The organism is Pyxidicoccus caerfyrddinensis, assembly GCF_010894405.1.
Classification (GTDB): Bacteria; Myxococcota; Myxococcia; order Myxococcales; family Myxococcaceae; genus Myxococcus; species Myxococcus caerfyrddinensis.
The window spans coordinates 294996-320897 of record NZ_JAAIYA010000012.1 but is presented as its reverse complement, the minus strand read 5'-3'; the positions used below and the strand labels follow the sequence as shown (position 1 = coordinate 320897).

The following is a 25902-nucleotide window of genomic DNA, read 5'->3' as shown; positions in this document are numbered from 1 at the left end:
CGCCGAGCGTGTCAAGCCACGGGGCGGGCCCAGCCCGTTGGAACTACTGGGCTTTCAAGCAGCCGAGGAGGCTTCCGGTGAGCCGGGTACGCCCGCCTGCTCCACGACCTCACGCCGGTAGTCGCACTCCTTGTTCGGGCAGGCGATGTAGGCGCCGTCCCGCTTGGAGAACTTCTGCAGGAGGTACGGGGACGCACACTGCGGGCACTGCTCGGCCAGGGGCCTGTCCCAGGCGGCGAACTTGCAGTCCGGGTAGCGGTTGCAGCCGAAGAAGATCTTCCCGCGGCCGCTGCGGCGCTCGGTGAGGTAGCCCTGCTTGCACTCCGGGCACCCCACGCCGATGGAGATGGGCTTGGACGTCTTGCAGTCCGGGTAGCCGGAGCAGGCCATGAAGCGCCCGAAGCGGCCGCGCTTGATGACCATGGGCTTGCCGCACTTCTCGCACTTCTCGTCCGTGGTCTCCTCCTCCACGATGACGATTTTGCCCTCGGCGTCCCGCTTGAAGTCCTTGGTGTTCTTGCAGTCGGGGTAGTTCGAGCAGGCGAGGAAGTGCCCCATCTTCCCGAACTTGATGACGAAGGGGTTGCCGCACTTCTCGCAGGAGATGTCGGTCTTGATTTCCTCGCGCTTGACGTCGCGCATCTCCGCCTTCGCCTTCTCGAGCGTCTCCTTGAAGGGCCCGTAGAAGTCGTGCAGCACGGCCTTCCAGCTCGTGCCGCCCTCGGAGATCTGGTCGAGCTTCTCCTCCATGGTGGCGGTGAAGGTGACGTCCAGCTCGTGGGGGAAGTGCTTGACCAGCATCTCGTTGGTCATCTGCCCCAGGTCCGTGGGCCGGAAGCGCCCCTCCAGCTTCTCCACGTACTTCTTGTCCTGGATGGTGGAGAGAATGGCGGCGTAGGTAGACGGGCGGCCGATGCCGCGCTCTTCCAGCTCCTTCACCAGCGTGGCCTCGCTGAAGCGCGGGGGCGGCTGGGTGAAGTGCTGCTCGTGGAGCAGCTTCTGGAGGGCCAGCTTCTCGCCCTCGGTGAGGAAGGGCAGCTCGCCGATGGCATCCGCGCCATCCGCGCCCTCTTCACCGGCGGCCTTCGCCTTCTCCTTCTCGGCCTCCTCCTCGGGGGTGAGGCCCGCGCCGTAGACGGCCAGGTAGCCGGCGAACTTCAGCGTGCTGCCCGAGGCTCGGAACGTGGCCCGGCCCGCGGAGATGTCCGCGCTCGTCTGGTCATACACGGCCGGCATCATCTGGCACGCCACGAAGCGGTTCCAGATGAGCTCGTAGAGGCGGAACATGTCCGACTCGCCCATGGCCTCGAAGAAGGGCCGCACGCGCTCGGGCGGGTACTCCAGGGACGTGGGACGGATGGCCTCGTGCGCGTCCTGCGCGCTCTTGCGGGAGCGGTACACCACCGGCTCGGCCGGCAGGAACTCCTTGCCGTACTTGCCGTCGATGAACTCGCGCACCTGCTTCACCGCGTCGTCGGACAGACGGGTGGAGTCCGTACGCATGTACGTGATGAGCGCCGTCTGGCCCTCCTCGCCGAGGGGCACGCCCTCGTAGAGCTTCTGGGCCAGCGTCATCGTCTTCTTGGCGGTGAAGGACAGCCGGTTGGCGGCCTCCTGCTGCAGCTTGGAGGTGATGAACGGCGCGGGCGCGTTGCGGCGGCGCTCGCGGCGGTCCACCTTGGCCACGACGAACTCGGCCCCCTGGAGCTCGGCGACGAGCCCCTCGGTGGTGGCGCGGTCCTTCAGCTCCATCTTCTTGCCGTCCACCTTGGACAGCTTCGCCTTGAAGGGCGGCGGACCGGCGGAACCGGCCAGCAGCGCGTCCAGCGACCAGTACTCCTCGGGGACGAAGGCCTTGATTTCGGCCTCGCGCTCCACGACGAGGCGCACCGCCACCGACTGCACGCGGCCGGCGGACAGGCCCCGGCGGATCTTCTGCCAGAGCAACGGGGAGATTTGATACCCCACCAGCCGGTCGAGGATGCGGCGCGTCTGCTGCGAGTCGTAGTTGTCCTGGTTCAGCTCGCGCGGCTGGGCGATGGCTTCCTGGACGGCCTTCTTGGTGATTTCGTTGAAGGTCACCCGCATCGCGTCCGGATGGGCGAGCTCTTCCTTGATGTGCCAGGCAATGGCCTCGCCCTCGCGGTCGGGGTCCGTCGCGAGGAAGACCTTGTCGGCGGACTTCGCCATCTTCTTGAGCTCGTTGAGCACCTTCTCCTTGCCCTTGATGACCTCGTACTCGGGCTGGAAGTCGTGCTCCACGTCGACGCCCATCTTGCTCTTGGGCAAGTCCTTCACGTGGCCCACGGAGGCCTTCACCGTGTAGCCGGAGCCCAGGTACTTCTTGATGGTCTTCGCCTTGGCGGGAGACTCCACCACCACGAGGTAGTGGGGGCCCTTGCCGCGGGGCGCGACTTCGTCGTCCGCGTCCGCCTCCACGGTGGGCAGCTCGTCGTCACCCTTCTTGCCGCGGCGGCGGGCCGCCGTCTTCTTCGCCTTGGCCGCCGGCTTCTTCTTGGCGGCCGTCTTCTTCTTGGCGGCCGCCTTGCGGGGCGACTTCGTCTCCGCCGCCGCCTCCGTCTCTTCCACCTGCTTCTTCGTCCGCGTGGCCATGACTCTCCTACCTAGACCTTTTCGTACAGCTTGCCCGGGTGCTGGATGACCAGCCCCGTCAACTCCAGCTCCACCAGTGCGCTGGTCAGCGCCGCCGGTGAGAGGGTGCTGCCGACCAGCACCTCGTCAAATGTCCGGGGAACCCGGTCCAACACCCCATAAGTGCCCTTCGCTTCCGCGGAGAGCTCCTCCCACGACGCCGTGATGTCCCGCGGCCCCGCGGTTTCCGGCTGAACGCCCACCACCCTCCACACATCTTCCGGGCCCATGCAGGCGCTCGCATGCCCGTCCCGGAGCAGCTGGTTGCACCCCACCGCCGCCGCCTGCCTCACGTCCCCCGGCAGCGCGAACACCGGCCGCCCCTGTGCCCGCCCCGCTTCCGCCGTGTACAGCGCCCCCGAACCCTTCCCCGCCCTCAACACCAGGACCACATCGGATGCGCCGGAGATGAGTCGGTTGCGCCGCGGGAAGGTGGTAACGCTTGCCCGGACCCCGGGTGGGAGCTCGCTGAAGAACACGCCCCCCTGCCCCAAAAAGTGAGGAAGCAGGCGGGCTTGCGCCGGGTCCAACGCATCCAGGGCAGACCCCAGGAAGGCCCACGTCTCCCCGCCCACATCCAGCGCGCCCCAGTGGCACGCCTGGTCCACCCCCACCGCGGCGCCGGACACCACGCCCACCCCGGCCCCCGCCACCTTCCGTGCGAAGTCCCGGGCGAAGGGCAGGAAGCCCTGGTCCGGATGGCGGCTGCCCACCATGGCCACCCGGCGCCGGGGCAGTCCCGGACACCCCCGGTGGAAGAGCAGCGGAGGCGCGTCCTCCACCTCCCGCAACCGGTCCGGATAGGTGTGCTGCCCGGCGAAGGCCACGCCCATGCCGGCCCGGCGGCAGGCCGCCAGGACGCGCTCCGCCAGCGGGGGGAGCCGGTCCACCGCCGCCAGCCGCGTGCGCACCTGTGGGGAGACCGGCGCCTGAGACACCCAGTCCCGTACAGGGACGGAGGCGAGCGCCGCGAGACTTCCATCCGCGAAGGCGCGCAGGGCGGCCAGCGTCCTCGGCCCCAGGCCGGGAACGGCCCAGAGTGCCAGGCACGCCTGCTGCTCCGCCGTGAGGCTGTCCGTCTCAGCGTCCGCCATACCCGTCCCCTGCCCGTTTCCCACCTATATAGAAGATGGGTCCCCAGGAGGGGCGCGACACATAGACACCGGACCGCCACCGGTCAAGCACTCAGCCCCTCCTGTGGCGGAGGGGATGCACATTTCCTGCCGGGTTTCGGGCGCTTGGAGCCCGGGAATTCAGCGGCTGGCGGTGGGCTCGCCGACGCGCATGACGGCGCGGTCGCCGGGGACGAGCTCCTCCATGGAGCGCAGCATGAGGCAGTTGGAGGTGCGCTCCTTCACCTCGGTCACCATGCAGGTGCCGACGTTCTCCCAGGGGAAGCGCTTCTCCTTGGCGGTGATCGGCTTGGCCTCCTGGCCGAGCACCTGGAGGGACGGGTCACCCTGGCGGAGGATGGTGAAGGTGTTGCCCAGCTGGACGCCGTCCGCGCTGCCCCGGTCCACCACCACCGTGTGGTTCTCACCGAGCAGCGTCAGGTACGGCACCAGCGCGGTGACGACGGTGGCCTGCAGCTCCTTCGCGTTGGGCTTCGGGGCCACGCGCTCGGTGAGGCGCTCGCCGACGGGGCCCACCAGGTCGCCGCGCTCCATGCCGTCCCACGTGTCCACCACCTGAGCGGTGACGACGTTGTCACTCACGCGAATCACGCGCAGCGTGCCCAGGAAGTCGGTGAGGTAGCCCAGCTGCTTCTTCGTCACCGGGTGCTGGATGGCCTGGGTGGTGTGGTAGACGACGTAGCGGTCCCCTACCTTGGCGCTGCCCTTCTTCTTGAAGCGCACGTAGGCGGTGTCCGGGTAGGACAGCATCAGCGCGCCGGAGGACGAGCCCTCGATGCGGCCGGCCTCGTCCAGCTCGCGCTGGGTGACGAAGCCCTGGGTCGTCACGGGGCGCGACGACGACACGTCGTAGCCAATCTTCCCCGTCACCGTCACCAGGTCGGCGCCGCTCAGCTCGGTGGGCGCGGCCACGTCCTCGGAGGCGATCTCCGTGCCCACGCGGGTGGGAACCTCTTCGCCCGAGGCGAAGAAGCGCACCTGGTTGCCCGGGTAGATCCAATGCGGGTTGGCGATCTCCGGGTTGTAGGCCCAGACCTTCGGCCAGTACCAGGGGCTGCCCAGGTAGCGCTGGGACAAATCCCACAGCGTGTCGCCCTCCTGCACGGAGTGGACTTCGCCCGGGGCGCTCTCGCGGCCCTTGGGCGCGCCGGGAGGAACGGCCACGGAGCCCTGGGGGCGCTCGGGGGCCTCGTCCATGACCTCGGCACCTTCCGTCTCGCTGCCAGTGTCCTGGTCCTGCTCCTCGGCGCCCTCCTGCTGGGCGCGTGCGCTCCAGGCCGGCGCGACGGCGAGGCTCAACATCAGCGAGGTGAGGATCCGGGAGCGCATCGCACGACGTCCTTTCGAAAGAGCCTTCACTGCGGGAGCGCGGCGAGCCGCTGCTCCGCCTGCGTGGCGGCGGCCGTCCCCGGGAACTGGGTGACGACACGGGTGTAGAGCGCCTTGGCATCCGCGGCCTGGTTCAGCCGCATCCGGCACTCGGCGAGCCGGAGCATGCTGTCCAGCATGGCATCCCCGGCGGGATAGGTCTTGATGAGCCGCTCGAACGTCCGCGCGGCGTCCTTGAACTCGCTGAGGCCGATCAGCCCGAGCCCGCTGAAGTACAGCGCGTTGTCGGCGCGAGGATGGCGCGGGTTCTCCTCCGCGAAGCGGCGCAGGCGCTCCACGCCGCCCTCCACGTTGCCGGTGCGCAACAGCGACACGGACTTGTCGTACTCGGCGTCCAGCACGTCCGGGTCCTTCATCTCCGCCTCGTCGTCGCGCGAGGCGACCACGGTGGCGGCCTCGGCACCCGACGCAGCCGCGGACCCGTCCGGCACGGCGCTGATGAACATCTCCATCTGCTCCGAGTCCGGCTCCACCACGGCCACCGCGGTGGGCAGCTTCGGCGCGGGCTCGTTGCGCGGCTTGAGCTTCACCACCGCCAGGTCCGGCGTGGACCCCAGGCCGTCACCAGAACCGCTGGCGTCCGCGGGGGTGGCGCGCGCGGGAGCGCCGCTCGCACGGGCCTTCTCCACCGCGTCGTGCGCCTCCAGGCGCTGAAGGCGCTCGGTCAGCCGGGCCTGCGTCTCGCGCAGGGCCTGCACCTCCGCTCGCAGCGCCCCCACGTCCGCCTGGCTGGCGGCGTTGGAGGCGCAGGCGCTCAGCGCGCACAGGGGCGCGGCGGCGAGCAGGCGGAAGATGACGGAGCGCGCGGGCACGGGCCTCTTCGGACGGGGATCACCCCGAGGATAGGAAGGCCCGTCGGAGAGCGTCAAGAAAACGGCCGGCGCGGCTCGGGGGGCTAGAAGCGGTTTACCACGTAGTTGAGGTGGCGTCCGGTGCGCCCCGCGTCGCGGCGGTGGGAGAAGAAGCGCTCGGGCTCACACGCGGTACAGGCCGGTAGCACGTCCACGTGCGCCGGCTTCAGCCCCGCGCGCAGCAGCGTCAGCCGCACCGCCCGTGTCAGGTCCAGCTTCACCGCGCCGCCCGCGGACTCCACCACCTCCGCGCCGAAGCGGGCGGTGAAGCGCTGGCCCAGCTCGCCGGACACCTCGTAGCAGCAGCGCTGGATGCAGGGGCCCACCACCGCGAGCAACCGCTCCGGCCGCGCGCCCTTCGCCACCAGCGCCTCCACCGCCCGCGCGCTGATGTCCGCGTCCGTGCCCCGCCACCCCGAGTGCACCGCCGCCACGCGCCGGCCGTCCGGGTCCACCAGCAGCACCGGCACGCAGTCCGCCGTGCCCACCGCCACCCACGTGCCGGACGCCTGGGTCCACAGCGCGTCCGCCTCGCCCTCCACGGGCCGTAGGGCCTCCCCTTCCCCGCCGCGCGCCTCCAGCACCCGGTCGCCATGCACCTGCGACACGCGGCACAGCGCGCCTAGCGGAGCCCCGGCGCCGGTGGCCAGGCGGCGGAGGTTCTCCAGCACCTTCTCCTGCGCGTCGCCGGTGGAGAAGCCCAGGTTGAGAGACGCGTACGGCCCCTCCGAGACGCCTCCCGCACGGGTGGCGAAGCCATGGGGGACGGGCAGCAGCGAGGACGTCAGGAACGCGGTCGACATGGGACTCCGGGAGACACCAGGAACCCGCCGATGACGGGGCGCAGCAATGGAAGCAACACCAACGGAACAGGAAAATTCTTGTGCCGGTACGTTTGACAGTCCGCGTCAGCCAATTGACAATTCCGATGGAAGTTCGTGAAACAAGTTTAAGCCATCGCTGCGGAGAGCCGCGAACAAGCGCATGCCCCTGGGTCCCGACACTGTTGGCAGGAAGCTCCTGTGGAGCATCGCCCTGCCGGGGCTGGTGGTGGCGTTGCTGGGCGTGGGCCACTTCTGGCGCGAGGCGCGGGTGGCGGTGCAGGACGCGACGCAGGTGGAGTCGCTGGCGCTGGCGGAGTTCGTCGCCTCCACCTTCACGCTGCCGCAGGCGCCGGGCGTATCCAAAGCCCACGAGGCGGTGGCGGAGGTGCTGCGCTCGGACACGCGCCTGTTCCGCTCGGTGGAGGACGCGCGGGTGCTGACGCCGGACGGGCACATCCGCTGGTCCCGCCAGCCGGACGAGGTGGGCCAGGTGCACGCGGAGACCAAACGGCTGACAGCGCCCGGGCCCGAGGCGGCGCGCTCCGTGGACGGTGTCACGGAGGTGGTGCGGCCGCTGGGCGGGCCCGAGTGCGGCAGCTGCCACTCCGAGGGCGAGGTGCCCGGCGCGAGTGTCCTGCAGATGCGCATGGCGGAGCCGACGTTGCACCAGCAGCTCACGGAGATGTTCCGCGGCGCGCTGGGCGCGATGGTGCTGTTCATCGTGCTGCTGGCGCTCATCACCGCGCTGGCGTTGCACTTCAACCTCACCCGCCCACTGAGCAAGCTGAGTGCGGCCATGGGGCGCGCGGAGGCGGGAGACTTGCTGGTGCGCGCGGACGCGCGGGGCACGGACGAGCTGTCCCGGCTGGGCGCGGCCTTCAACCAGATGCTGGCGCGGCTCACCGCGATGAAGGCGGAGGAAATCGACACCCACCGGGACCTCGCGGTGGTGAAGGAGAAGCTCGCCCTCAAGGAGGAGCTGGAGGAGCGCCTGCGCGAGCTGTCGCTGCTCTTCGACGTGGCGCGCTCGCTCAATGCCACGCTGGAGCTGGACGAGCTGCTGGAGGCCGTCACCCGGATGGTGGTCGAGCGGCTCCAGATTCCGGACTTCTCCATCATGCTCCTCAACGTGGAGGGGCTGCTGGAGGTGAAGCACGCGTGGCCGGAGGGCCGCGGCGCGGAAGGGCTCATCTTCGCGCTGGGCGAGGGCGCCTGCGGGCGCGCGGCCCAGACGCTCAAGGCGGTGTACCTGCCGGACCTGGGTGACCGCACCAGCATCTTCGCGCGGCGCGGCCTGGTGGAGGGCGCGGTGGACACGGGCGCGCTGCTGGCGGTGCCCATGGTGCACATGGGCACGCTGCTGGGAGTGATGAACTTCCAGCGCCCCGAGGTGGCCAGCTTCTCCGCGCAGGAAATCGAGCTGCTGACCGCCGTCGCGGACCTGGCGGCCACGGCGGTGAAGAACGCGCGGCTGCACGCGGAGACGGTGAAGCTCACCATGACGGACCCGCTCACGGGCGTGCCCAACCGGCGACACCTCTTCCAGCGCATGGAGCTGGAATTGGCGCGGGCGCAGCGCTTCGGCGTCCCGCTGGCGCTGCTGATGGTGGACGTGGACCACTTCAAGCGCCTCAACGACGTGGCGGGCCACCGGGTGGGCGACGAGACGCTGCGCCGCGTGTGCGACGCGCTCCGCCTGCGCGTGCGCAAGGTGGACACGCTGGCGCGCTACGGCGGCGAGGAGTTCGTCCTGCTGCTGCCCCAGGCCTCCAAGGAGGACGCGGTGGAGGTGGCGGAGAAGCTGCGCCGCGCGGTGGCGGACAACGTGCTGCTGTCCCAGCCCGGTCTGCCCGGCAACCACGTCACCGTGTCCGTGGGCGTGGCCCACTACCCCACCGACGCCGCCACCCAGGAGGAGCTGGTGGACTGCGCCGACGCGGCCCTCTATTGCAGCAAGCGCACGGGCCGCAACCGCACCACCCCGTACGAGTCCGGCATGGAGATGCACCCCGGCCGCGAGCGCGGCCCCCATTCCCCTCCCGCCGACGTGCCCGCCGCCACCACGACGCCGGGCGGCGTGGCCAAGGCGTAGGCGCGAGTCAGCTCAGCGCGACACCAGCGTGCGCACCGTGGGCAGCAGCAGGTCCGCCCACTCGTCATATCCCTCGTCGGACGGGTGGAAGCCGTCGTGACAGAAGAAGTGCGGGCTCTTGGGGATCATCTCCTTGCTCGCCGTGTACAGGTCCACCAGGTGCAGGCCGTGCGCGCGCGCCACCTCGGCCATGGCGACGTTGAAGGGCTCGATGCGGCCCTCGTAGAGGGAGCTCGGCACCAGCTTCGCCACCGGCGCCAGGGCCATGTCCGCGATGTTCACCACCACCAGCGGCGCGCCCGTCTGCTTCAGCCTGCGGGCGATGCGGTCCAGTTCCTCCTGGAAGTCCTCCACCGAGGTGCCGCGCCACAGGTCGTTGGTGCCCACGCCCAGCGTCACCAGCGTGGGCTGCGCGGCCACCGCGCGCTTCACCTGACCCGTGAAGACGTCGCGGATGCGGGCCCCGCTCTGCCCCAGGTTGGTGAGGCCCACCGGGAGCCCGTCATTGCGCAGCCGGGAGGCGAGGCGCTCGGGGTAGCCCCCGCCGCGCGCCGCCCCCACGCCCACCGCCGTGCTGTCGCCGAGGGCGACGTAGTTGACGCTCATGCCGCTCCGTGTCCCGTCCGCCTCACGGCACCCGCAGGGCACGCAGGGTGCGGTTGCCACCCGGCGTGGCGACGCGCAGCAGCAGCGTGCTGCCGGCCTGCGCGCCCTTGATGACCTTCGCCAGCTCCTCGGCGTTGTTCACCGGCTTGTGGTTCACCTCCACCACCAGCATGCCGGGCTCCAACTGCGCGCGGTCCGCGGGAGAGCCGGGCAGCACGTCGGTGATGAGCGCGCCCTGGCGGTCGGTGAAGCCCGCCTGCTGCGCGGTGCGCGCGTCCAGGTTCTGCAGGCTGACGCCCACGCGGCGCGAGCTCTCCTGCGCGTCGCCCTCGCGCGGCTGCTTGGAGGCCACGCCCTCCAGGTCCGGCCGCGTGCCCAGCGTCACCTTCACGTCCTGCTTCTTGCCGTCGCGGTACACTGTCAGCGTGGAGACGCTGCCCGGCCGCTTGAGCGCCACCGTGCGGGTCAGCTCGCTGCTGGAGGAGACGTTCCGCCCGTCGATGGCGGTGACGACGTCGTCCGTCTTCAGCCCGGCCTTGGCCGCGGGCGAGCCCGGGTTGACCTGGGTGAGGATGGCACCGTCATTCACCGGCAGCTTGAGCGCGCCGGCCAAATCACGCGTCAGGTCCTGGATGCCCACGCCCAGCCACGCGCGGGTGACGGCGCCCTCCTTCTGCAGCTGCGGAAGCAGCGCGTGGATGAGGTTGCTGGGCACCGCGAAGCCGATGCCGGTGCCGCCGCCGACGATGGCGGTGTTGATGCCCACGACTTCGCCCTTCATGTTGAAGAGCGGGCCGCCGGAGTTGCCGGGGTTGATGGCGGCGTCCGTCTGGAGGAACTCGTCATACGCGCTGGCGCCAATCTCGCGCGCCCGCGCGGAGACGATGCCGAGGCTCACACTGGAGGCCAGACCGAACGGGTTGCCGATGGCCACCACCCAGTCGCCCACGCGCAGCGCGTCCGAGTCGCCCAGCTTCACCGTGGGCAGTCCGTCCACCTTCTCCTTCAGCTTCACCAGGGCCACGTCGGTGAGCGGGTCCCTGCCCAGCACGTCGCCGGAGAACGTGCGTCCGTCGTCGAGCCGCACGGTGATGGAGACCGCGTCCTCCACCACGTGGTTGTTGGTGAGGATGACGCCCTTGGGGTCGATGATGAAGCCGGAGCCCGCGCCCTGACGGAGCGGCTCTCGCTGCTGCCCGCCCCGCCCTCCGCCGAAGAAGCGGTCGAAGAACGGGTTGTCCTCCATGCCCCGCGGTCCGCCACCACCGCGCGCCTGCACGTCCACGTTGACCACCGCGGACTTCACGGACTCCACCAGCGGCGCCAGCGACGGCAGCGCCTGGGCCTCGCGCGTGGCGGGCTGGAGCGGATTGCCCCCGGGCACCGGAGCCGCCTTGGCCGCCGGAGGAGGCGGCGGAGCCGGCTGGGGCGCCGGAGCCTGGGCGGGAGCCACGCCGGGCAGCACGAGCAGGAGCGCCGCGACCAGGGCCCTCCGGGGAGCGACGGGAGAACGGTTCATATGTACTCCTAGCTAAGGCGGAAAAGACGCACCGCAAGCGAAATGGGGAGCCGGGGGCGTCAGGCGAACAGTCCGCTGCCCCGCCTGTTCCCGGAGCACTCAGCCGGGCCGGTAGACGCGGTAGTCCAGCTCGGGGAAGAGGTTGTCGCGGCCCTCCACGTGGGTGAGCCAGCCCTCGTCGATGGTGCCTGCGCGCAGCTCGTCGTGAAGGCGCTGGAAGCGGAGGATGTGCTCGCGCGTGCGGCGCTGGGCGTACTCCACCATGGTGCCCGTCTTCATGATGAAGGCCCAGTCGGAGGACTGGGCGAGCAGCAGCTCGCGCGCGGCCTGGTTGAGCGCGCGGCGCTTCAGGGAGTTCGCGTCGGGGAAGTCGCGGGCCAGCTCCACCATCTGCTTCGCGCAGTGGTGCAGGTGGCGGTAGATCCAATCATTGGCCCCGTCGAGCCACATGTTCGCGTAGCCGCCCGCGCCCCACGAGGACAGCGGCGGCGTGGCCACCTGGTTCTCCGGGTTCTCCCGCAGGTCGTCCGAGGGCGTCACCAGGCTGAAGGTCTTCTGGTCATACGCGGCCTTGCGGATGAGGAAGTCGAGGAACATGGGCCCCTCGAACCACCAGTGGCCGAACAGCTCCGCGTCGTACGGCGCGACGACCACCGGCTTGCGGCCGCTCAGGCGCGAGGCGAGGTGCTCTATCTGCCGCTCGCGGTTGAAGAGGAAGTTGCCGGCGTGGATGGCGGCGCGCTCTCGGGCGGCGTCCGGGTTGTAGGGCTGCTTGTCGTGCGTCTTGCCGGTGATGCGGAAGTACTTGAAGCCGGTGTTCTTGCGGTCGCCGGTGGGCTGGATGAACGGGCGGATGTAGTCCAGGTCCAGGTCCCAGCCGATGTCCCGGTAGAACTCGCGGTAGTCCCCGTCACCGGGATAGCCGAACTCGGTGCTCCATACCTGCTGGCTGCTCTCCGGGTCTCTCGCGTACGCGGCCACGCCCGTCTCGGTGAAGATGGGCGCATAGGGGCCGTGCAGCGGGCGCGGCGTGGCGTCCGTGAGGCCGTGCGTGTCCACGAAGAAGTAGCGGATGCGCTCGTTGGCGAGCACGCGCTCCAGCCCGGGGTAGTAGCCGCACTCGGCCAGCCAGATGCCCGCCGGGTCTCGACCGAAGTTCTGACGGTAGTGGTTGGCGGCCACCGTGACCTGAGCGCGCACGGCCTCGGGCACCTGCTGCATGAGCGGCAGGAAGCCGTGCGTGGCGTTGCACGTGATGATGTCCAGGTGGCCCGCGTCCTGGAGGCGGCGGAAGGCCGGGACGAGGTCGCGCTTGTAGCGGTCGTGGAAGGCGCGGCGCAGCGACTCGAAGTGGTCGCGGTGGAAGCGGGCCAGCGGGCCGAAGGTGGCGTCGTTCCGGGTGCGGTGGACCTCTCGCGCGCCCAGCTCGCAGAGTTGGTCCAGGCGGCGCGCATAGCGCGACATCAGGAGCTCGTCCCGCAGCATGGCGACGAGCGTGGGGGACAGCGTCATCGTCAGACGGAAGGGGACACCGTCCTCGGCCAGCTTGTCGAAGACGAGGAGCAGCGGGAGGTATGTCTCGGAGATGGCTTCGTAGAGCCAGTCCTCCTCGAGGAAGTCCTCGTGCTCGGGGTGACGGACGAAGGGAAGATGCGCGTGGAGGACCAGCGCGAGAGAGCCCAGGCTCATAAGGGTTCGAAGTGTCCGTGCGGGTTCACGAGCGGCCGCTGCCCGAAGGCGGCTTCCGGGGAAGAGGATCCTCCGAGGACCCCGGAGGACGCTGCGCGGATTCAGTGGGACGCTGCTCCGATGCACCCGACGGACGGGCTACGTATTCCAGGTAGCGCATGTCGGAAGCGCCCGGTGCGCGCGGAGGGGATTCCAGATAGCGCTGGTCCGAAGCACCCGGCGCACGCCCCGGTGACTCCAGGTAGCGCATGTCGGAAGCGCCCGGTGCGCGCGGAGGAGACTCCAGGTAGCGCATGTCGGAAGCGCCCGGTGCGCGCGGAGGAGACTCCAGGTAGCGCATGTCGGAAGCGCCCGGCGCACGCCCCGGTGATTCCAGATAGCGCATGTCCGAGGCTCCCGATGCACGCGGAGGAGATTCCAGATAGCGCTGGTCCGAGGCTCCCTTTGCACGCCCCTGAGAGTCCAGGTAGCGCATGTCCGAAGCCCCCGGAGCACGGCCCACGTCGAGGTATTGATGCGGCCGGGCACCACCGGCCGGCCGGGAGCCGCCCTCTAGATAGCGCTGGTCGGAAGCCCCGGGCGCACGGCCCGGTGACTCCAGATAGCGCATGTCCGAAGCACCCGGCGCGCGCCCCACGTCGAGGTACTGACGCCCGCTCGGCTGCGCACGGCCCTCCAGATAGCGCTGCTCCGACGCCCCCGGAGCCCTGCCCGGCGACTCCAGATACCGCTGGTCCGACGCTCCGGGCGCGCGCTCCGTGGACTCCATGTAGCGCATGTCCGAAGCACCCGGGACGCGCTCCTGCGACTCCATGTAGCGCATGTCCGAGGCACCCGGCGCTCGCGGCGGCGCTTCGAGATGGGACTCGGGCTGTTCGGCGGGAACGGTCCGCTCGCGGTGCGACTCGGGGATGTCCCGCGCGCCCGCGCTGCCCGGCAGGTTCACGCGACGCCAGGTGATGTACTCGCGCTCCTCGACCTCCTGCGTCCGGGCACGCACCGGCGGCACCACCTCCGGCAGGGGCTGCGGCTCGGGCATGCGCTGAGGCACGCGGAGGAAACGAATCGAGGTGTCCGTGGACGTGCCGCTGGGCGGCAACGCAACCCGGTTGCTGGAGTGACCGATACGGCGACTGCGGCCATCCCTCCCTATGAAGTGCGCTTCCACTCGGTAGTGCCGGCCCGGCTCCAGGCCGTGGATGTAGAAGCTCCGGGACTCGAGCACGCAGTCCAGCTCGCGCGCCATCTTCTCCCCGTCGAACACGCGCAGCACGGCGCGCGGAGCGTCCAGTCCCTGCTGCGCCCGGGTCCGCGCGGCCGTACTGAAGTCCCACGAGACGAAGAGCGTCTGCGGATCCCTCGGCAGCAGCAACGCGCCGTCGTCCTCATAGCCCGCTGGCAGCTCGCCCAGTCCCTCGTCGTCCTCCGGTGAAGTCGGCGGCTGAGACGCCGCGTCCACCAGGTGGTGGCGGCGTGCCTCGTCCGGCCCCATGACGCGCGCCACGAAGAAGCCTTCGAGCACCGGCTCCGCGTCGTGCTGCTCGGGAAGAGGAGGCGGCGCAGCGGGCGCGGCAGCGGCGGGGACTTCCGGCGAAGGTGCCGGAGTGCTCTCGGGAGGAGCCGCCGTGTTCTCGGAGGCCGCGGAGACCGGCGCGGAAGCCGTGGGCATCGCCGGCTCGCGGGGGACGCGAGGCTTCGGCGGGAACGTCACCACCTGAGCGGGGCGGGCCGGCGGGGCATCACCCGGCTTCTCCGACGCTCGCTTGGCTGCCACCCGCTTGGGCGCGGACACGCGGCCCTGGCCCATCTTCTCGGCCGGCTTCGCCTTCGCCGGAACGCTCTTCTCCTCGACGGCCGGCTTTCGCTTCCCGGTGGAGGCACCTGACTCGCTCGCCGCCCTGGCAGCCGCCCTGCTCTCCCGGGCGGGCGCCTTCGACGCCTTCACGCCCTTGGCAGCGGCCTTCGCGTCCCGGGGCTTCTTGTCCTTGGAGGCATCCTTGGATGTGGCGACGGCCTTGGAAGCGGCGGCCTTCGCGGGAGCAGGAGCCTTGCTGGCGGAACTTTTGCGCGGCACGGTGATGCCCAGCAGGCGAGCGAGCTTCGCCAGCGCGGGGACATACGCTGCGAGCGCCGCGATGAGCTCCTCCTTCTTCAGCTTGCTGTAACCGCTCCCCAGGTGCTTCTGGGCCAGCTCTCTCAGATGGCTGACGGTTACGCTCTTGAGGTCGTCCATAGGCAAGGTCGCCTTTAGGTCGCTGGCTGTGGAGGGTCAACGTGCCAGCATTACATGTGTTCGTCGCCCGACCCCCCTCTTCTGCATCGCCCGATGACACCCACGATGGGGCAAAGTATCCTGCCCACGCTTGAGCGACCTGCCCAGACTGCTCCTGTGCAGTTTCGACGTCATCCCCGGTCCGTCGGGCTCGTCGCGCCGTGTCACGGAGTACCTCAAGGCGCTTCCAGACCGCTTCTCCGTGGTGGTGCTGTCGGCGAAGACCCCTGACCACTCCCATATCGAGAAGTACCAGGGTGCCCGCCTGCTGCGGGTGCCGGTAGGCTCGGGCGACCTGGCCTCTCGCATCCAGGCCTTCGAGCGCGCCGTGCGCCGCCAGTTGGAGAGCGAGGAGTACGCGCTCGCCCACTTCACCGACCCCTTCGGCGGCTATGCGCTGTGCGAGCTGAAGGCGGACTACGGCCACCGGCTCGTCTACGAGGCGCAGACCTTCCCGTCCCAGGAGCTGCGCTACACGCACCCGCAGACCGAAGGGGACCGGCGCTTCCTCTCCAAGATTCGCAGGCAGGAGCTGTTCTGCCTGATGAACGCGGACCTCATCATCACCGGCTCGCAGACGACGCGCTCGTACATCCAGTCGCTCGGGGCGAGCGAGGACCTCATCCACGTGGTCCGGGCGCCGGTGGACCTCAAGGCCTACGACCCCGAGGCGATGGGCGCGCCGGACGGGCAGCCGCTGCGGCTGATGTACCTGGGCAGCCAGGTGGGGTGGCAGGGACTGCCCACGCTGCTGCGCGCGGTGGCGCTCGCCGCCCAGCGCGCGGAGGTGCGGCTCACCCTGGTGGGCGCGCAGCACGCGGACTGGCAGCCGCACCTGGATGACCTGGTGAAGGAGCTGGGGCTGAAGGAGCGGGTGGAGTTCCAGGCGCCCGTCAACCACGACGACGTGGCCAAGGTGCTCGCGCTGGCGGACGTGGGCGTGCTCCCCCTGGACGACGTGGAGCGCAACCGGCTGCAGGGCGGTCCCCTGGCGAAGGTGTCCGAGTACTGCGCCGCCGGCCGCCCCGTCATCGCCGCGGACCTGCCCGTCACCCGCGAGCTCATTCCCCAGAGCGCGGCCCTCTTCTTCCCGCCCGGAGACACGCAGGCCCTCGCGAACCACATCGTCGACCTGGCGCGCGACATTCCCCGCCGCATGGAGCTGGGACGCCGGGCGCGGGCGCATGCGGAGCAGGTGCTCGACGCGGGCATCATCCGCGGAAGGCTGCTGGACCTCTACGACTCGCTCCTGGACAAGCGGTCGGTATCGGTGGCGCCCCGGAGCGAGGACGACCTGCCCTCCCCCACCACGGTGACGGGCACTCCCACCAACCGGCTCGCGGCCCTGTTGCCGCCGGAGCCGACGCCCAGGAAGGAAGCGTCGAAGCCGGAGGCCGCGAAGGCCGACAGCTCCGAGCCGACGGGCGAGGACGTGCCGCTGGTCATGGGCCAGGTGCTGGACGAGGGAGTCGACACGCGCCTCGTCAAGACGGAGCTGGAGTCGCAGCCCTCCGAGCCTCCCGTGGTGATGGGCCTGCCCCTGCGCGAGAGCTCCGCGAAAGGCAGGGGGGCGGAGAGCGCCTCGCCCGCCTCCGTCATCGTGGACCCGGCGCTTCCCGCTTCGAGCCGTGGGGGCGCGGAGTCCGGTGGGCCGGTGTCGCTGAGGTACTCCCCTCCGGGGAAGGCCACGTCGCCCTCGCTCGTGGAGGAGCCGCCCGCGCCGACGCCGACGCCCCTCGTCCGGGGTCCCAGCACCTCCAGCAGGGAGGAACCTCCGGCGCCCACGCCCGTCGTGCGCGCCCCGGTCACCCAGGATTCAGAGGAGCCTCCTGCTCCCACGCCCGTCGTCCGCGCGCCGTCCAGGGCCGAAGCGGAGGAGCCTCCCGCTCCCACGCCCATCGTCCGCGCGCCGTCCAGGGCCGAAGCAGAGGAGCCTCCGGCGCCCACGCCTGTCGTCCGCGCTCCCGTGGCGGCGGACCGCGAGGAGCCTCCCGCGCCCCGGATTTCCGGCGCGGGCCTTCGTGAGGAGTCCTCGGGTCCTGCTTCGGGCGGCCGCACGCCCGCCACATTCGACCGCGACGAGCCGCCGGCTCCGACGCCCATCGTCAAGGTGCCCGCGGCACTGCTCATGCGTGACGCGGCGTTCGCGCCGTCCTCCGCGGGGCGCGATTCGGGCACCACGAACAAGAAGGATGAGCCGCCGACGCCCGGCGTCCCCTCACGCGCACTGAATGGTGGGCGCAGCACGTCGGCCCGCGTGGAGACGCCTTCGCGGCGCATGTCCGCGCTTTCCACGCCGGCCCGGGGCACCTCGTCCGTCGAGTCCGAGCGCGCGGCCTCCGTGCCCCGCTCGGGCGCGCCCACCTCAGAGACCGGGCTGCCTCCAGTGGTTCGCTCGGGCGCCCCCACCTCCGAGACGGGGCTGCCTCCGGTGGTCCGACCGAGCGCGCCCAATTCGGAAACCGGCCTTCCCCCGGTGGTTCGTCCGGGCTCCTCGCCTTCGGAGACGGGGCTGCCTCCAGTGGTGCGCTCGGGCCCTCCGACCTCGGAGACCGCCCTCCCCCCGGTGTTGCGCTCGGGCTCCTCGTCCCAGGACACGGGACTGCCTCCGATGATTCGCGGAGGCACCGCCTCCTCCGAGGCCGAGCGCCCTCCCCCGGTGCTGCGGCCGGGCGCGGCTCCCTCTGACTCCGGGCTGCCTCCGATGATCCGCGGAGGCACCGCCGCCTCCGACGTCGAGCGCCCGCTCCCCGTCCTGCGCCCTGGCTCCGCCTCCTCGGAAGCGGACCGTCTGGCGCCGATCCGTGGGAACACGGCCGGCGCGGATCAGGACCGCCCCCCGCCCATCCGCGGAGGCCTCCCCGGCGCGGATCAGGACCGCCCCCCGCCCATCCGCGGCGGAACCCCGCCCTCCGAGCCGGAGCGCCCGCCCTCGCTGCCGCCTCGCGCCGCCGCGCCGCCTCCCGTCCCCCGCCAGCGGCCGCCACGGCTGATGGCCGAAGGCCCGCCCCGCCTCGCCCCGGTGGACCCCCAGGCCTCGCGCCAGGCGCCTCCATCGCTCAAGGCCTCCATCCCCGCGTCCGCCACCCCTGAGGACGAGCCCGAGGAAATCTCCCCGGACGAGGCCCAGGCCATCGACGATGGCTCCGATACCTCTCCGACTCCCGCGCACTCGCGCCCACGTCTCGACGAGCCGGACGAGATCAGCAGCGACGAGGTGGAGGAAGCCGAGGTCTCCGTCAGCAGCGCCGCCCGCCTGCTCGACGAGGACGCGGAGCTGCACGAGGTGGAGGCCGAGCCCGCACCGGAGCCCGAGGACGACGGCGCCGCGCCGGAGCCCGTCCCCTCGTCACTCAACCCGTGGTTCGCCCAGCTCGCCCACGGGTACTGTCCGCCGGATGGCATCCGGTTCGACCGCCACACGCCACCGACCACGTTCCCCGGTCGGGACGAGGACACCAGCCCCTCCCGCGTCCCCCCGGCCGTACGTACCTCCCCGGGCGTCGGTCGCGGCAAGAGCTCGTGAAGCAGCCAACCGAGCGCCACCCATAAACTTTCCAAGGCTTGCACGCGCCCGATAGGATGCTGCGGTTTTCACTGCACTTTTTCCGGGTCAGAAGGGCTTCATGGAGCGTCGGGTCCTCATCGTCGAAAGCCAGAACGAATTCGCCCTCAGCATGGCCACCGTGCTCAAGAGCGCGGGGTATCAGACGGCCATGGCGGCGACTGCGTCTGACGCGCAGCGTGAGCTGGAAAAGCGTCGGCCGGATCTGGTCGTCCTGCGCGCCGAGCTGCCGGATCAGTCCGGCTTCGTTCTCTGTGGGCAGATCAAGAAGGGCAAGTGGGGACAGAACCTCAAGGTTCTCCTGCTCTCCTCCGACACGGGAGTGGATGGCCTGACGCAGCACCGGCAGACGCCGGGCGCCGCGGACGGCTACCTCGTCATCCCCTTCGAGATGGGGGAGCTCGCGTCCATGAGCTACGGCATCATCCCGCCGGGTACGGACGAGTCGGACGCCTCGCTCGACGCGGCGCTCAACGGCACGCCCCGCGAGGCGCCGCCCCCCATGCCGCCTCCCATGCGCACCAGCGCCGGCGGCCCGCCCAAGCTGCCCAAGCGCGAGCGCCGCAGCGCGATGACGGAGGAGGACCGCGCCTTCCTCGACCGCGCCTTCCAGTCCATCGCCGACCGCAAGGCGGAGCTGCTCGCCGAGTCCCGACAGCTCAAGCGCCCGCCCCCTCGGCGCGAGCTGATGGGCACGCCGGAAGGCAAGATCCAGATCCTCCGCGACGAGCTGAAGACGCGCGAGGCCCAGCTCGCCCGCCTCTCCGAAATCTGGAGCGTGCGCGAGCGCGAGCTCCTCTCCGGCGAGGACCGGCTCCACGAGAAGGACGTGGAGCTGCAAGGTCTGAAGATGCAGGTGGACGACCTGCTCCGCCGCTTCAACGAGGCCCAGCAGGGCATGCTCCAGAAGGAGCGCGAGCACGGCGCCGCCGTGGACGACCTGCTCCTCCAGAAGTTCTCCTCGGAGAAGGACCTCATCGAAGTCGTCGCCTCCAAGGAGAAGGACATCAACGTCCTTCGCAAGGAGGTCCACAACCGCGAGGACGAGCTGTCTCGCCGCCTCTCGGAGCTGGACAACCTCCGAGGCGAGTACGACAAGCTGGAGAAGCACCTCGGCATCGTCACGCTGGAGTTCGAGGTCAAGGAGCAGAAGCTCCAGGACGCCCTCCGCGCCCACGAGGCGGAGGTCGCCCGGCTGGGCAAGCGCGGTGACGACTTCGAGGCCGAGCTGGGCCGCACCGTCAGCGAGCGCGACCAGCGCCAGGCCGAGCTGAGCGGAGAGATTCAGGCCCTCCAGGACCGGCTCCAGGAGACCGAGCAGGAGCGCGACACCACCGTCCGCGCCCTGGAGGCGCGCGCCACCGCCGCCGAGGAGCACGGCACCCAGGCGGACGCCGAAATCGTCCGGCTGAACGCCGAGCGTCAGGCCCTGGAGGCCCGCCTCACGCAGCAGGTGGCGGACCTGGAAGGTGACCTCGCGAGCACCACCAGCGACCGCGACCAGCTCCGGCTGGACAAGGACGCCCTGGAGAACGAGCTCACCCAGCGCGTCGAGGACCGCGACGCGAAGATTGGCACCCTCGAGCGCGAGCTGTCGGAGACCATCGCCCGCAACGAGCAGGGCGAGGCGGAGCTCAACGCCAACATCCAGCAGCACCTGGAGCGCATCGGCGAGCTGGAGGGCGAGGTCGAGTCCGTCAAGACGCACCTGGCGGACCGCGAGGCGGAGCTGTCCGCCGAGCTGCAGGCCCTGCAGCAGGCCAAGGACGAGCTGGAGACGGACCTCACCGACCGGCTCCACGCGCTCAACACGGCCAAGGACGCCCTGGAGCAGGACCTCTCCCAGAAGCTGGAGGACCTGCGCTCCGCCAAGTCCGAGCTGGAAGCGGACCTCACCGGCCAGATCCAGGCGCTCACCCAGCAGCTCGAGCAGTCGCAGAACACGGGCGAGCAGCTCACCGCGCGCGTGGCGTCGCTGGAGGACACCGTCGCCCAGCGCGAGGCCACCATCGAGGGCCTGCAAGGCGACGTGGCGACGCGCGACGAGCGCATCGCCGAGCTGAGCGGCAACCTGGAGGCCACCAGCCAGACGCTCGCGCAGACGCAGGACACGCTGTCGCGCACGGAGGCCACCCTCTCCGAGACGCAGGGCACCCTGGCCCGCACCGAGGAGACGCTCTCCGAGACGCGCGGCGAGCTGGAGGCCACCTCCCAGACGCTGGCGGACACCCAGCAGCGCCTCTCGCAGACGGAAGAAGCGCTGTCCAACACCCGCGGCGAGCTGGAGGCCACCAGCCAGACGCTCGCGCAGACGCAGGACACCCTTTCCTCCACGGAAGCGACGCTCGCGGACACGCAGGCGCGGCTGTCCCAGACGGAGGGCTCGCTGTCGGAGACGCGCGGCGAGCTGGAGGCCACCAGCCAGACGCTGACGCAGACGCAGTCCGCGCTGGAGGACACGCGCGAGCAGCTCGCCAGCACCACCGGCCAGCGCGACGCGCTCCACGCCGAGCTGGAGGAGACGCGCGGCGCGCTCCAGGAGACGAACGACACCCTGGCCCGCACCACCGGCGAGCGCGACCAGCGCACCGCGGAGCTGCAGGCCCTGGGCGTGGCGAAGGACGCGCTGGAGGACCAGCTCACCGGCCAGATTGGCCAGCTGCGCGGCGAGCTGTCCGAGACGCAGGGCAACTACGAGGCCGAGCGCGCCGCCCACGAGAAGCTCGCCGCAGAGTCGAGCGCCCACATCCAGGACCTCACTGGCGAGCGCGACGGGCTGCGCCAGGAACTGGAGGCCACCAGCCAGACGCTGGAGCAGACGCAGGGCCAGCTCGCCTCCACTCGCGACGCGCTGGGCAAGGAGCAGCAGGCCCACACCGCCACGCGGCAGGCCGCCGCCAGCGCCCAGTCCGCGCTGGAGTCGCAGCTCAACGAGGCGCGCAACCAGGGCGAGGACCTGGGCGAGCAGCTCACCCTCACCAAGCATGAGCTGGGCGCCGCCGTCGCCGAGGTGACGCGGCTCTCCTCGCAGCTGGCGCAGCTGGAGGACGCCAAGGGCACCCTGGAGGAGCGGCTGCACGCGCTCACCGAGGAGTCGCAGCGCAAGGAAGAGCTGCTCCAGAACGACCTGGCCAGCAAGGGCAAGGAGCTGTCCGACACGCTCCGCAAGCTCACCCAGGTGACGCAGGAGAAGATGCGTCAGGCCGAGGTGCTCAACCGCGAGGTGGCCACCCGGACCGAGCAGCTCAAGGCGCTGGAGACGAAGCTCCAGACGCAGGCCGCCGAGTCGAAGCGCCAGGCGGACGCGCTCGGCCAGCAGATGGCCGGCCTCAACAACCAGCTGGAGCTGGGCAAGAAGGCCCTCGCCGACCGCGAGGAGCAGCTGCGCGCCGCGGGCACCGCCCACCAGAAGCTGACCGCCGAGCGCAACGACGTGGCCACCCGCCTCCAGCAGTCCGAGGCGAAGCTCCAGCAGCAGGCCCAGCAGGCGACCCAGGAGCGCGCGGAGGCGAAGAAGTCGGCGGACGACCTGGCCGCGAAGCTGGCCAAGGCGGAGCAGCGCGTCGCCCAGCTCACCCAGGAGGCCCAGGCCCGCACCGCCGACGCGGAGGCGAAGGCCAAGGACCTGCAAGGGCAGCTCGCCACCCGCACGAAGAAGATCCAGGACCTGGAGCTGGCGGTGGAGAACGCGCAGGGCGCCAAGGCCCGCGTGGAGAAGGAGCTCAACGCCCGCGTGGCCACCGCCGAGGGCAAGGCCAACGAGGCCGCGGCCCGACTCGCCACCGCGCAGAAGGAGCGCAAGGACCTGGAGACGCGGCAGCTCAAGGAGCTGGAGGACCTCTCCGCCAAGCAGAAGGCGGAGCTGGAGCGCCGGGAGACCATCAAGGCCCAGGAAGTGGCCCGCCTGCAGCAGTCCGTGCAGGAGAAGAGCAAGGCCCTCAAGGTCGCCGAGCTGGAGCTGGCCCGCTTCAAGAGCAAGGCTCCCGCTTCCGCCGCCACCCCGGCCCCCGCGAAGCCCGCCGCCGCGGCGAAGGCAGCCCCCGCCCCTGCGGAGGACGAGGACCTGGCCGTGAGGACGCAGCTCAACCAGGTCATCCCGGCCGCCGCCCCCGCCGCGGCGAAGCCCGCCGCCGCGAAGGCTCCGGCGAAGCCCGCCGCGAAGAAGGCCGCGGCCCCCGCCCCGGCCCCTGCCCCGGAGGAGTCCGAGCCCACCGACCGCACCGTCATGATCCAGATTCCCGCCGGCGTCGCGAAGGAAGACGACGACTGGACGGCCCTGGTGGACGAGCTCGACAAGTAGTCCCCGGGCGCCGGAGCTCCCTCCGGCGCCCCTTGCGGATTTCCGGCACCACCCTCCGGAAGCCCGGCACCCTGCCCCGAAAAACGACTCACCCCGGAGCGCCTCGTTTCGGGCGGTCCGGGGTGGCGGGTTCATCAGGTGCCCCGGATTCCCGGGGGCTTCAGGGTCAACCATGACATCCGTGCCCTACCCGGGCGCGGAAGTCACAGGGCGGCGCGGGCCTCGCGGATCAGCTCCTTGAAGTGGAGCGAGGCAACCACGTCACGGAGGGAGGCCTCGCGACCGCGGCTGTGCGCCTCCATCTGCGCGTTGTGCCACCGAGCGCGGAGCGTCCGCACCGCGATGTAGGCCAGCAGGAGCGGGAAGCCCCCGGGCAACAGCACCACCGCCACCGCCATCGCCATCCTCAACCACGCCCAAAACATGACCGCTACCTCGCCGCTTCGTGAATTGCGCAAGGTAGATGCACGACGTGTGCCCACGGTGCGAAGAAAATTTCCCTACGTGGTTACGCCGGGTTGCAGGGCAGGGAGGCAGGTGGACCGCGGAAACGCTCCCCAGACCCTGGCATTTTTGCCGCAGTGGGGTGGAGGGCGTCGGTTAAGTTTCCAGGCGTGAGCACCCCTTCGACGGTACAGAGCCGCGGCTTCACCAGCGTGGCGGACGCGGAAGAGCGCCTGGAGCAGGTGGGCTATCTCTCCTCCCCCGAAATCGCCACCGCGGCCTTCCTCGCGGACCGGATGGACAAGCCCATCCTCGTCGAGGGCCCCGCCGGCGTGGGCAAGACGGAGCTGGCCAAGGCGCTGGCCCAGGCCCTGGGCCGCGAGTTCATCCGCCTCCAGTGCTACGAGGGCCTGGACGAGGCCAAGGCGCTGTACGAGTGGGAGTACGCCAAGCAGCTGCTCTACACCCAGCTGCTCAAGGACAAGATTGGCGACATGGTGCAGGGCGCCCGCACGCTGACGGAAGCGGCGGACAAGCTGGCCTCCGGCGACGCGGTGTTCTTCTCCGAACGCTTCCTGCTGCCCCGCCCCATCCTCAAGGCCCAGCTCTCCGAGCACCCCGCCCTGCTGCTCGTGGACGAAATCGACAAGGCGGACCCGGAGTTCGAGGCCTTCCTCCTCGAAGTCCTGTCGGACAACGCCGTCACCATCCCCGAGCTGGGCACCTTCCGCGCGAAGCACATCCCCCGCGTCATCCTCACGTCCAACAACGCCCGCGAGCTGTCCGACGCGCTCAAGCGCCGCTGCCTGCACCTGCACATCGACTTCCCGGACCGCGAGCGCGAGCTGCGCATCGTCAAGTCGCGCCTGCCCGGCGTGTCCCAGGTGCTGGCCGAGCAGGTGGTGGAGGCCGTCGCCGCCATCCGCACGCTGGACTTGAAGAAGGCGCCCTCCATCAGCGAGACGCTGGATTGGGCGCAGAGCCTGGCGCTGCTCAACGCGGAGCAGCTCACCTCGGACCTGGTGGCCTCCACGCTCAATCTCGTCCTCAAGTACGAGGGCGACATCGAGAAGGCCAAGGCCAACCTCTCGCAAATCGCCCAGGCCTGAAGCACCCGGGACACCCCGCCCGTGCTGCTGAAGGAACGCTTCCAGATCAATCGGCCGCTCGAGGAGCTGGAGCTCAACCTCGTGCGCGCGACGCTGGCCTCCCCGCACCTGCTGGAGGCGCGCGAGGAGGCCATCCTCCGCACCGCGCTGTCGCTCGCACGCCTCTACAAGGTTCAGCACGGCGGGCTGGACGTCGGCGTGGGCGCGCTGCTCACGCCCTTTCGCGAGGAGGTGGAGCGGCGCCTGACACCCGTGCTCGGAGGCCCGCGCCCGCCCACGCGCGACAGGCTGGTGCCCCACGTGCGTGACTTGCGCGAGCACGCCGCGCGGGCCCGGGACGCGGTGGCGAAGCGGCTGCGCGAGCGGGTGCCGCTGGAGGCGCTGGACCGCGAAATCCGCCACAAGGAGCTGGTGATGGTGGCGGGCGGCGGCGGAGGCACCGCCTTCGTGTACCTGGGCGTGATGAGCCTGCTGGACGAGCACGGCCTGGAGCCCAAGCTGATTGCGGGCGCGTCCATGGGCGCCATCCTCGCAATCATGCGCGCGCGCATGGCGCGCTTCGACCCCACGGAGATGATCAACATCGTCCGGGGGCTGTCCTTCCGGAAGCTCTTCCGCTTCATCTCCACGGAGAGCCGCTACGGGCTGCCCGCGGCGCTGCGGCTGTTCCTGCGCGCGGGGCTGGGGCGCTTCTTCGGCGCGGGCCCCGAGGGCAGCGGCCTGCGGCTCAAGGATCTGCCCATCCCCACGCTCATCTCCGTGGGCGGCATCCGCCGCGGCATGCTGCCCCGCCCGCTGGAGTACTACGAGCGCCTGCTGGGCACGAGCCCGCTGGGCCTGCTCAACCCCGCGGGCGTGGCCCGGCGCATCCAGGCGGCGATGGGCGCCATGGCGGAGCTGTTCACCCGCCCGGAAATCACCGTCCGCCTGCACCTGGGCGCGGACGACGCCACCGGCGACTTCGACGCGCTCGACGCCGCGGGCTTCTCGTCCGCGCTGCCCGGCGTCATCCACTACGACGTGCTGCGCGACGACCCGCGCATGCACGGCCTGCTGGACGGGCTGCTGGCGCACCACGGCGTGGCGCGCCTCATCGACGGCGGGCTGGTGGACAACCTGCCCGCGAAGGCCGCGTGGAAGGCGGTGGCGCGCGGGCGCATCGGCACGCGCAACACGCTCATCCTCGGGCTGGACGGCTTCGCGCCCCGGCTGGCCACGCCCTTCTGGCTGCCCCTGCAGCGGCTGGCCGCGATGACCGTGACTCCCAACCTGCCCTACGCGCACCACATCAAGCGGTTCTCCCGCACGCTGTCGCCGCTAGAGGTCGTGCCCAACGTGGAGCTGGCCTCGAAGGCCCTGCACCTGGGCCGCAAGGCGCTGGCCGAGGACATGCCCTTCCTCCGACGGATGCTCACCCCGCTGCCACCCGTGTTGTGACGCGGCGCGATTCCGTTTTC

At 70.8% G+C, this 25902-nt stretch carries 15 protein-coding genes; 5 read left to right on the top strand and 10 right to left on the bottom strand.

The genetic code is table 11. The annotated features are described in order from the left end of the window. Window positions 1–54: 54 nt before the first annotated feature. From topA to pgeF, 5 genes are all read right to left on the bottom strand, one after another. Complete coding sequence (topA, locus tag G4D86_RS28855) at window positions 55–2613, bottom strand: type I DNA topoisomerase (protein WP_163997272.1); 2559 nt, start codon at window positions 2611–2613, stop codon at window positions 55–57. Window positions 2614–2624: 11 nt separating this feature from the next. Beyond that, window positions 2625–3746, bottom strand: a complete 1122-nt coding sequence (locus tag G4D86_RS28850; protein WP_163997271.1) for a DNA-processing protein DprA — start codon at window positions 3744–3746, stop codon at window positions 2625–2627. A gap of 159 nt (window positions 3747–3905) precedes the next feature. Further along, window positions 3906–5114, bottom strand: a complete 1209-nt coding sequence (locus G4D86_RS28845) for a LysM peptidoglycan-binding domain-containing protein (RefSeq protein WP_205519792.1) — start codon at window positions 5112–5114, stop codon at window positions 3906–3908. Between the two features lie 26 nt (window positions 5115–5140). Next, window positions 5141–5986, bottom strand: coding sequence for a tetratricopeptide repeat protein (locus tag G4D86_RS28840; protein ID WP_163997269.1), 846 nt, complete (start codon window positions 5984–5986; stop codon window positions 5141–5143). Window positions 5987–6069: 83 nt separating this feature from the next. Beyond that, entirely contained in the window at window positions 6070–6828 is a 759-nt protein-coding gene (gene pgeF, locus G4D86_RS28835) for a peptidoglycan editing factor PgeF (RefSeq protein WP_163997268.1), read from the bottom strand. A gap of 181 nt (window positions 6829–7009) precedes the next feature. On the opposite strand from pgeF, the gene G4D86_RS28830 reads away from it, so the two are divergent. Then, complete coding sequence (locus G4D86_RS28830) at window positions 7010–8941, top strand: GGDEF domain-containing protein (RefSeq protein ID WP_163997267.1); 1932 nt, start codon at window positions 7010–7012, stop codon at window positions 8939–8941. A 12-nt stretch (window positions 8942–8953) separates the two neighbouring features. Here G4D86_RS28830 and G4D86_RS28825 read toward each other — a convergent pair whose 3' ends face one another. From G4D86_RS28825 to G4D86_RS28810, 4 genes are all read right to left on the bottom strand, one after another. After that, entirely contained in the window at window positions 8954–9547 is a 594-nt protein-coding gene (locus G4D86_RS28825) for an SGNH/GDSL hydrolase family protein (protein ID WP_163997266.1), read from the bottom strand. Window positions 9548–9569: 22 nt separating this feature from the next. Then, window positions 9570–11066 (bottom strand): trypsin-like peptidase domain-containing protein, encoded by a 1497-nt coding sequence (locus G4D86_RS28820; RefSeq protein WP_163997265.1) that lies wholly within the window; start codon window positions 11064–11066, stop codon window positions 9570–9572. Window positions 11067–11165: 99 nt separating this feature from the next. Further along, the gene (locus G4D86_RS28815; RefSeq protein ID WP_163997264.1) at window positions 11166–12755 is read right to left on the bottom strand and encodes a glycoside hydrolase family 57 protein; all 1590 of its coding nucleotides are present in this window, start codon (window positions 12753–12755) and stop codon (window positions 11166–11168) included. Window positions 12756–12780: 25 nt separating this feature from the next. Continuing rightward, complete coding sequence (locus G4D86_RS28810; protein WP_163997263.1) at window positions 12781–14988, bottom strand: DUF4912 domain-containing protein; 2208 nt, start codon at window positions 14986–14988, stop codon at window positions 12781–12783. A gap of 130 nt (window positions 14989–15118) precedes the next feature. On the opposite strand from G4D86_RS28810, the gene G4D86_RS28805 reads away from it, so the two are divergent. After that, entirely contained in the window at window positions 15119–18553 is a 3435-nt protein-coding gene (locus G4D86_RS28805) for a glycosyltransferase (RefSeq protein ID WP_163997262.1), read from the top strand. Window positions 18554–18653: 100 nt separating this feature from the next. After that, complete coding sequence (locus tag G4D86_RS28800; protein WP_163997261.1) at window positions 18654–22892, top strand: response regulator; 4239 nt, start codon at window positions 18654–18656, stop codon at window positions 22890–22892. A gap of 203 nt (window positions 22893–23095) precedes the next feature. Here G4D86_RS28800 and G4D86_RS28795 read toward each other — a convergent pair whose 3' ends face one another. After that, window positions 23096–23317 (bottom strand): hypothetical protein, encoded by a 222-nt coding sequence (locus G4D86_RS28795; protein ID WP_163997260.1) that lies wholly within the window; start codon window positions 23315–23317, stop codon window positions 23096–23098. Window positions 23318–23506: 189 nt separating this feature from the next. Between G4D86_RS28795 and G4D86_RS28790 the strand changes: the two genes are divergently transcribed. Together G4D86_RS28790 and G4D86_RS28785 are read left to right on the top strand one after the other, a co-directional pair. After that, window positions 23507–24445, top strand: coding sequence for an AAA family ATPase (locus tag G4D86_RS28790; protein WP_163997259.1), 939 nt, complete (start codon window positions 23507–23509; stop codon window positions 24443–24445). Window positions 24446–24466: 21 nt separating this feature from the next. Further along, the gene (locus tag G4D86_RS28785) at window positions 24467–25882 is read left to right on the top strand and encodes a patatin-like phospholipase family protein (protein ID WP_163997258.1); all 1416 of its coding nucleotides are present in this window, start codon (window positions 24467–24469) and stop codon (window positions 25880–25882) included. Window positions 25883–25902: the final 20 nt, after the last annotated feature.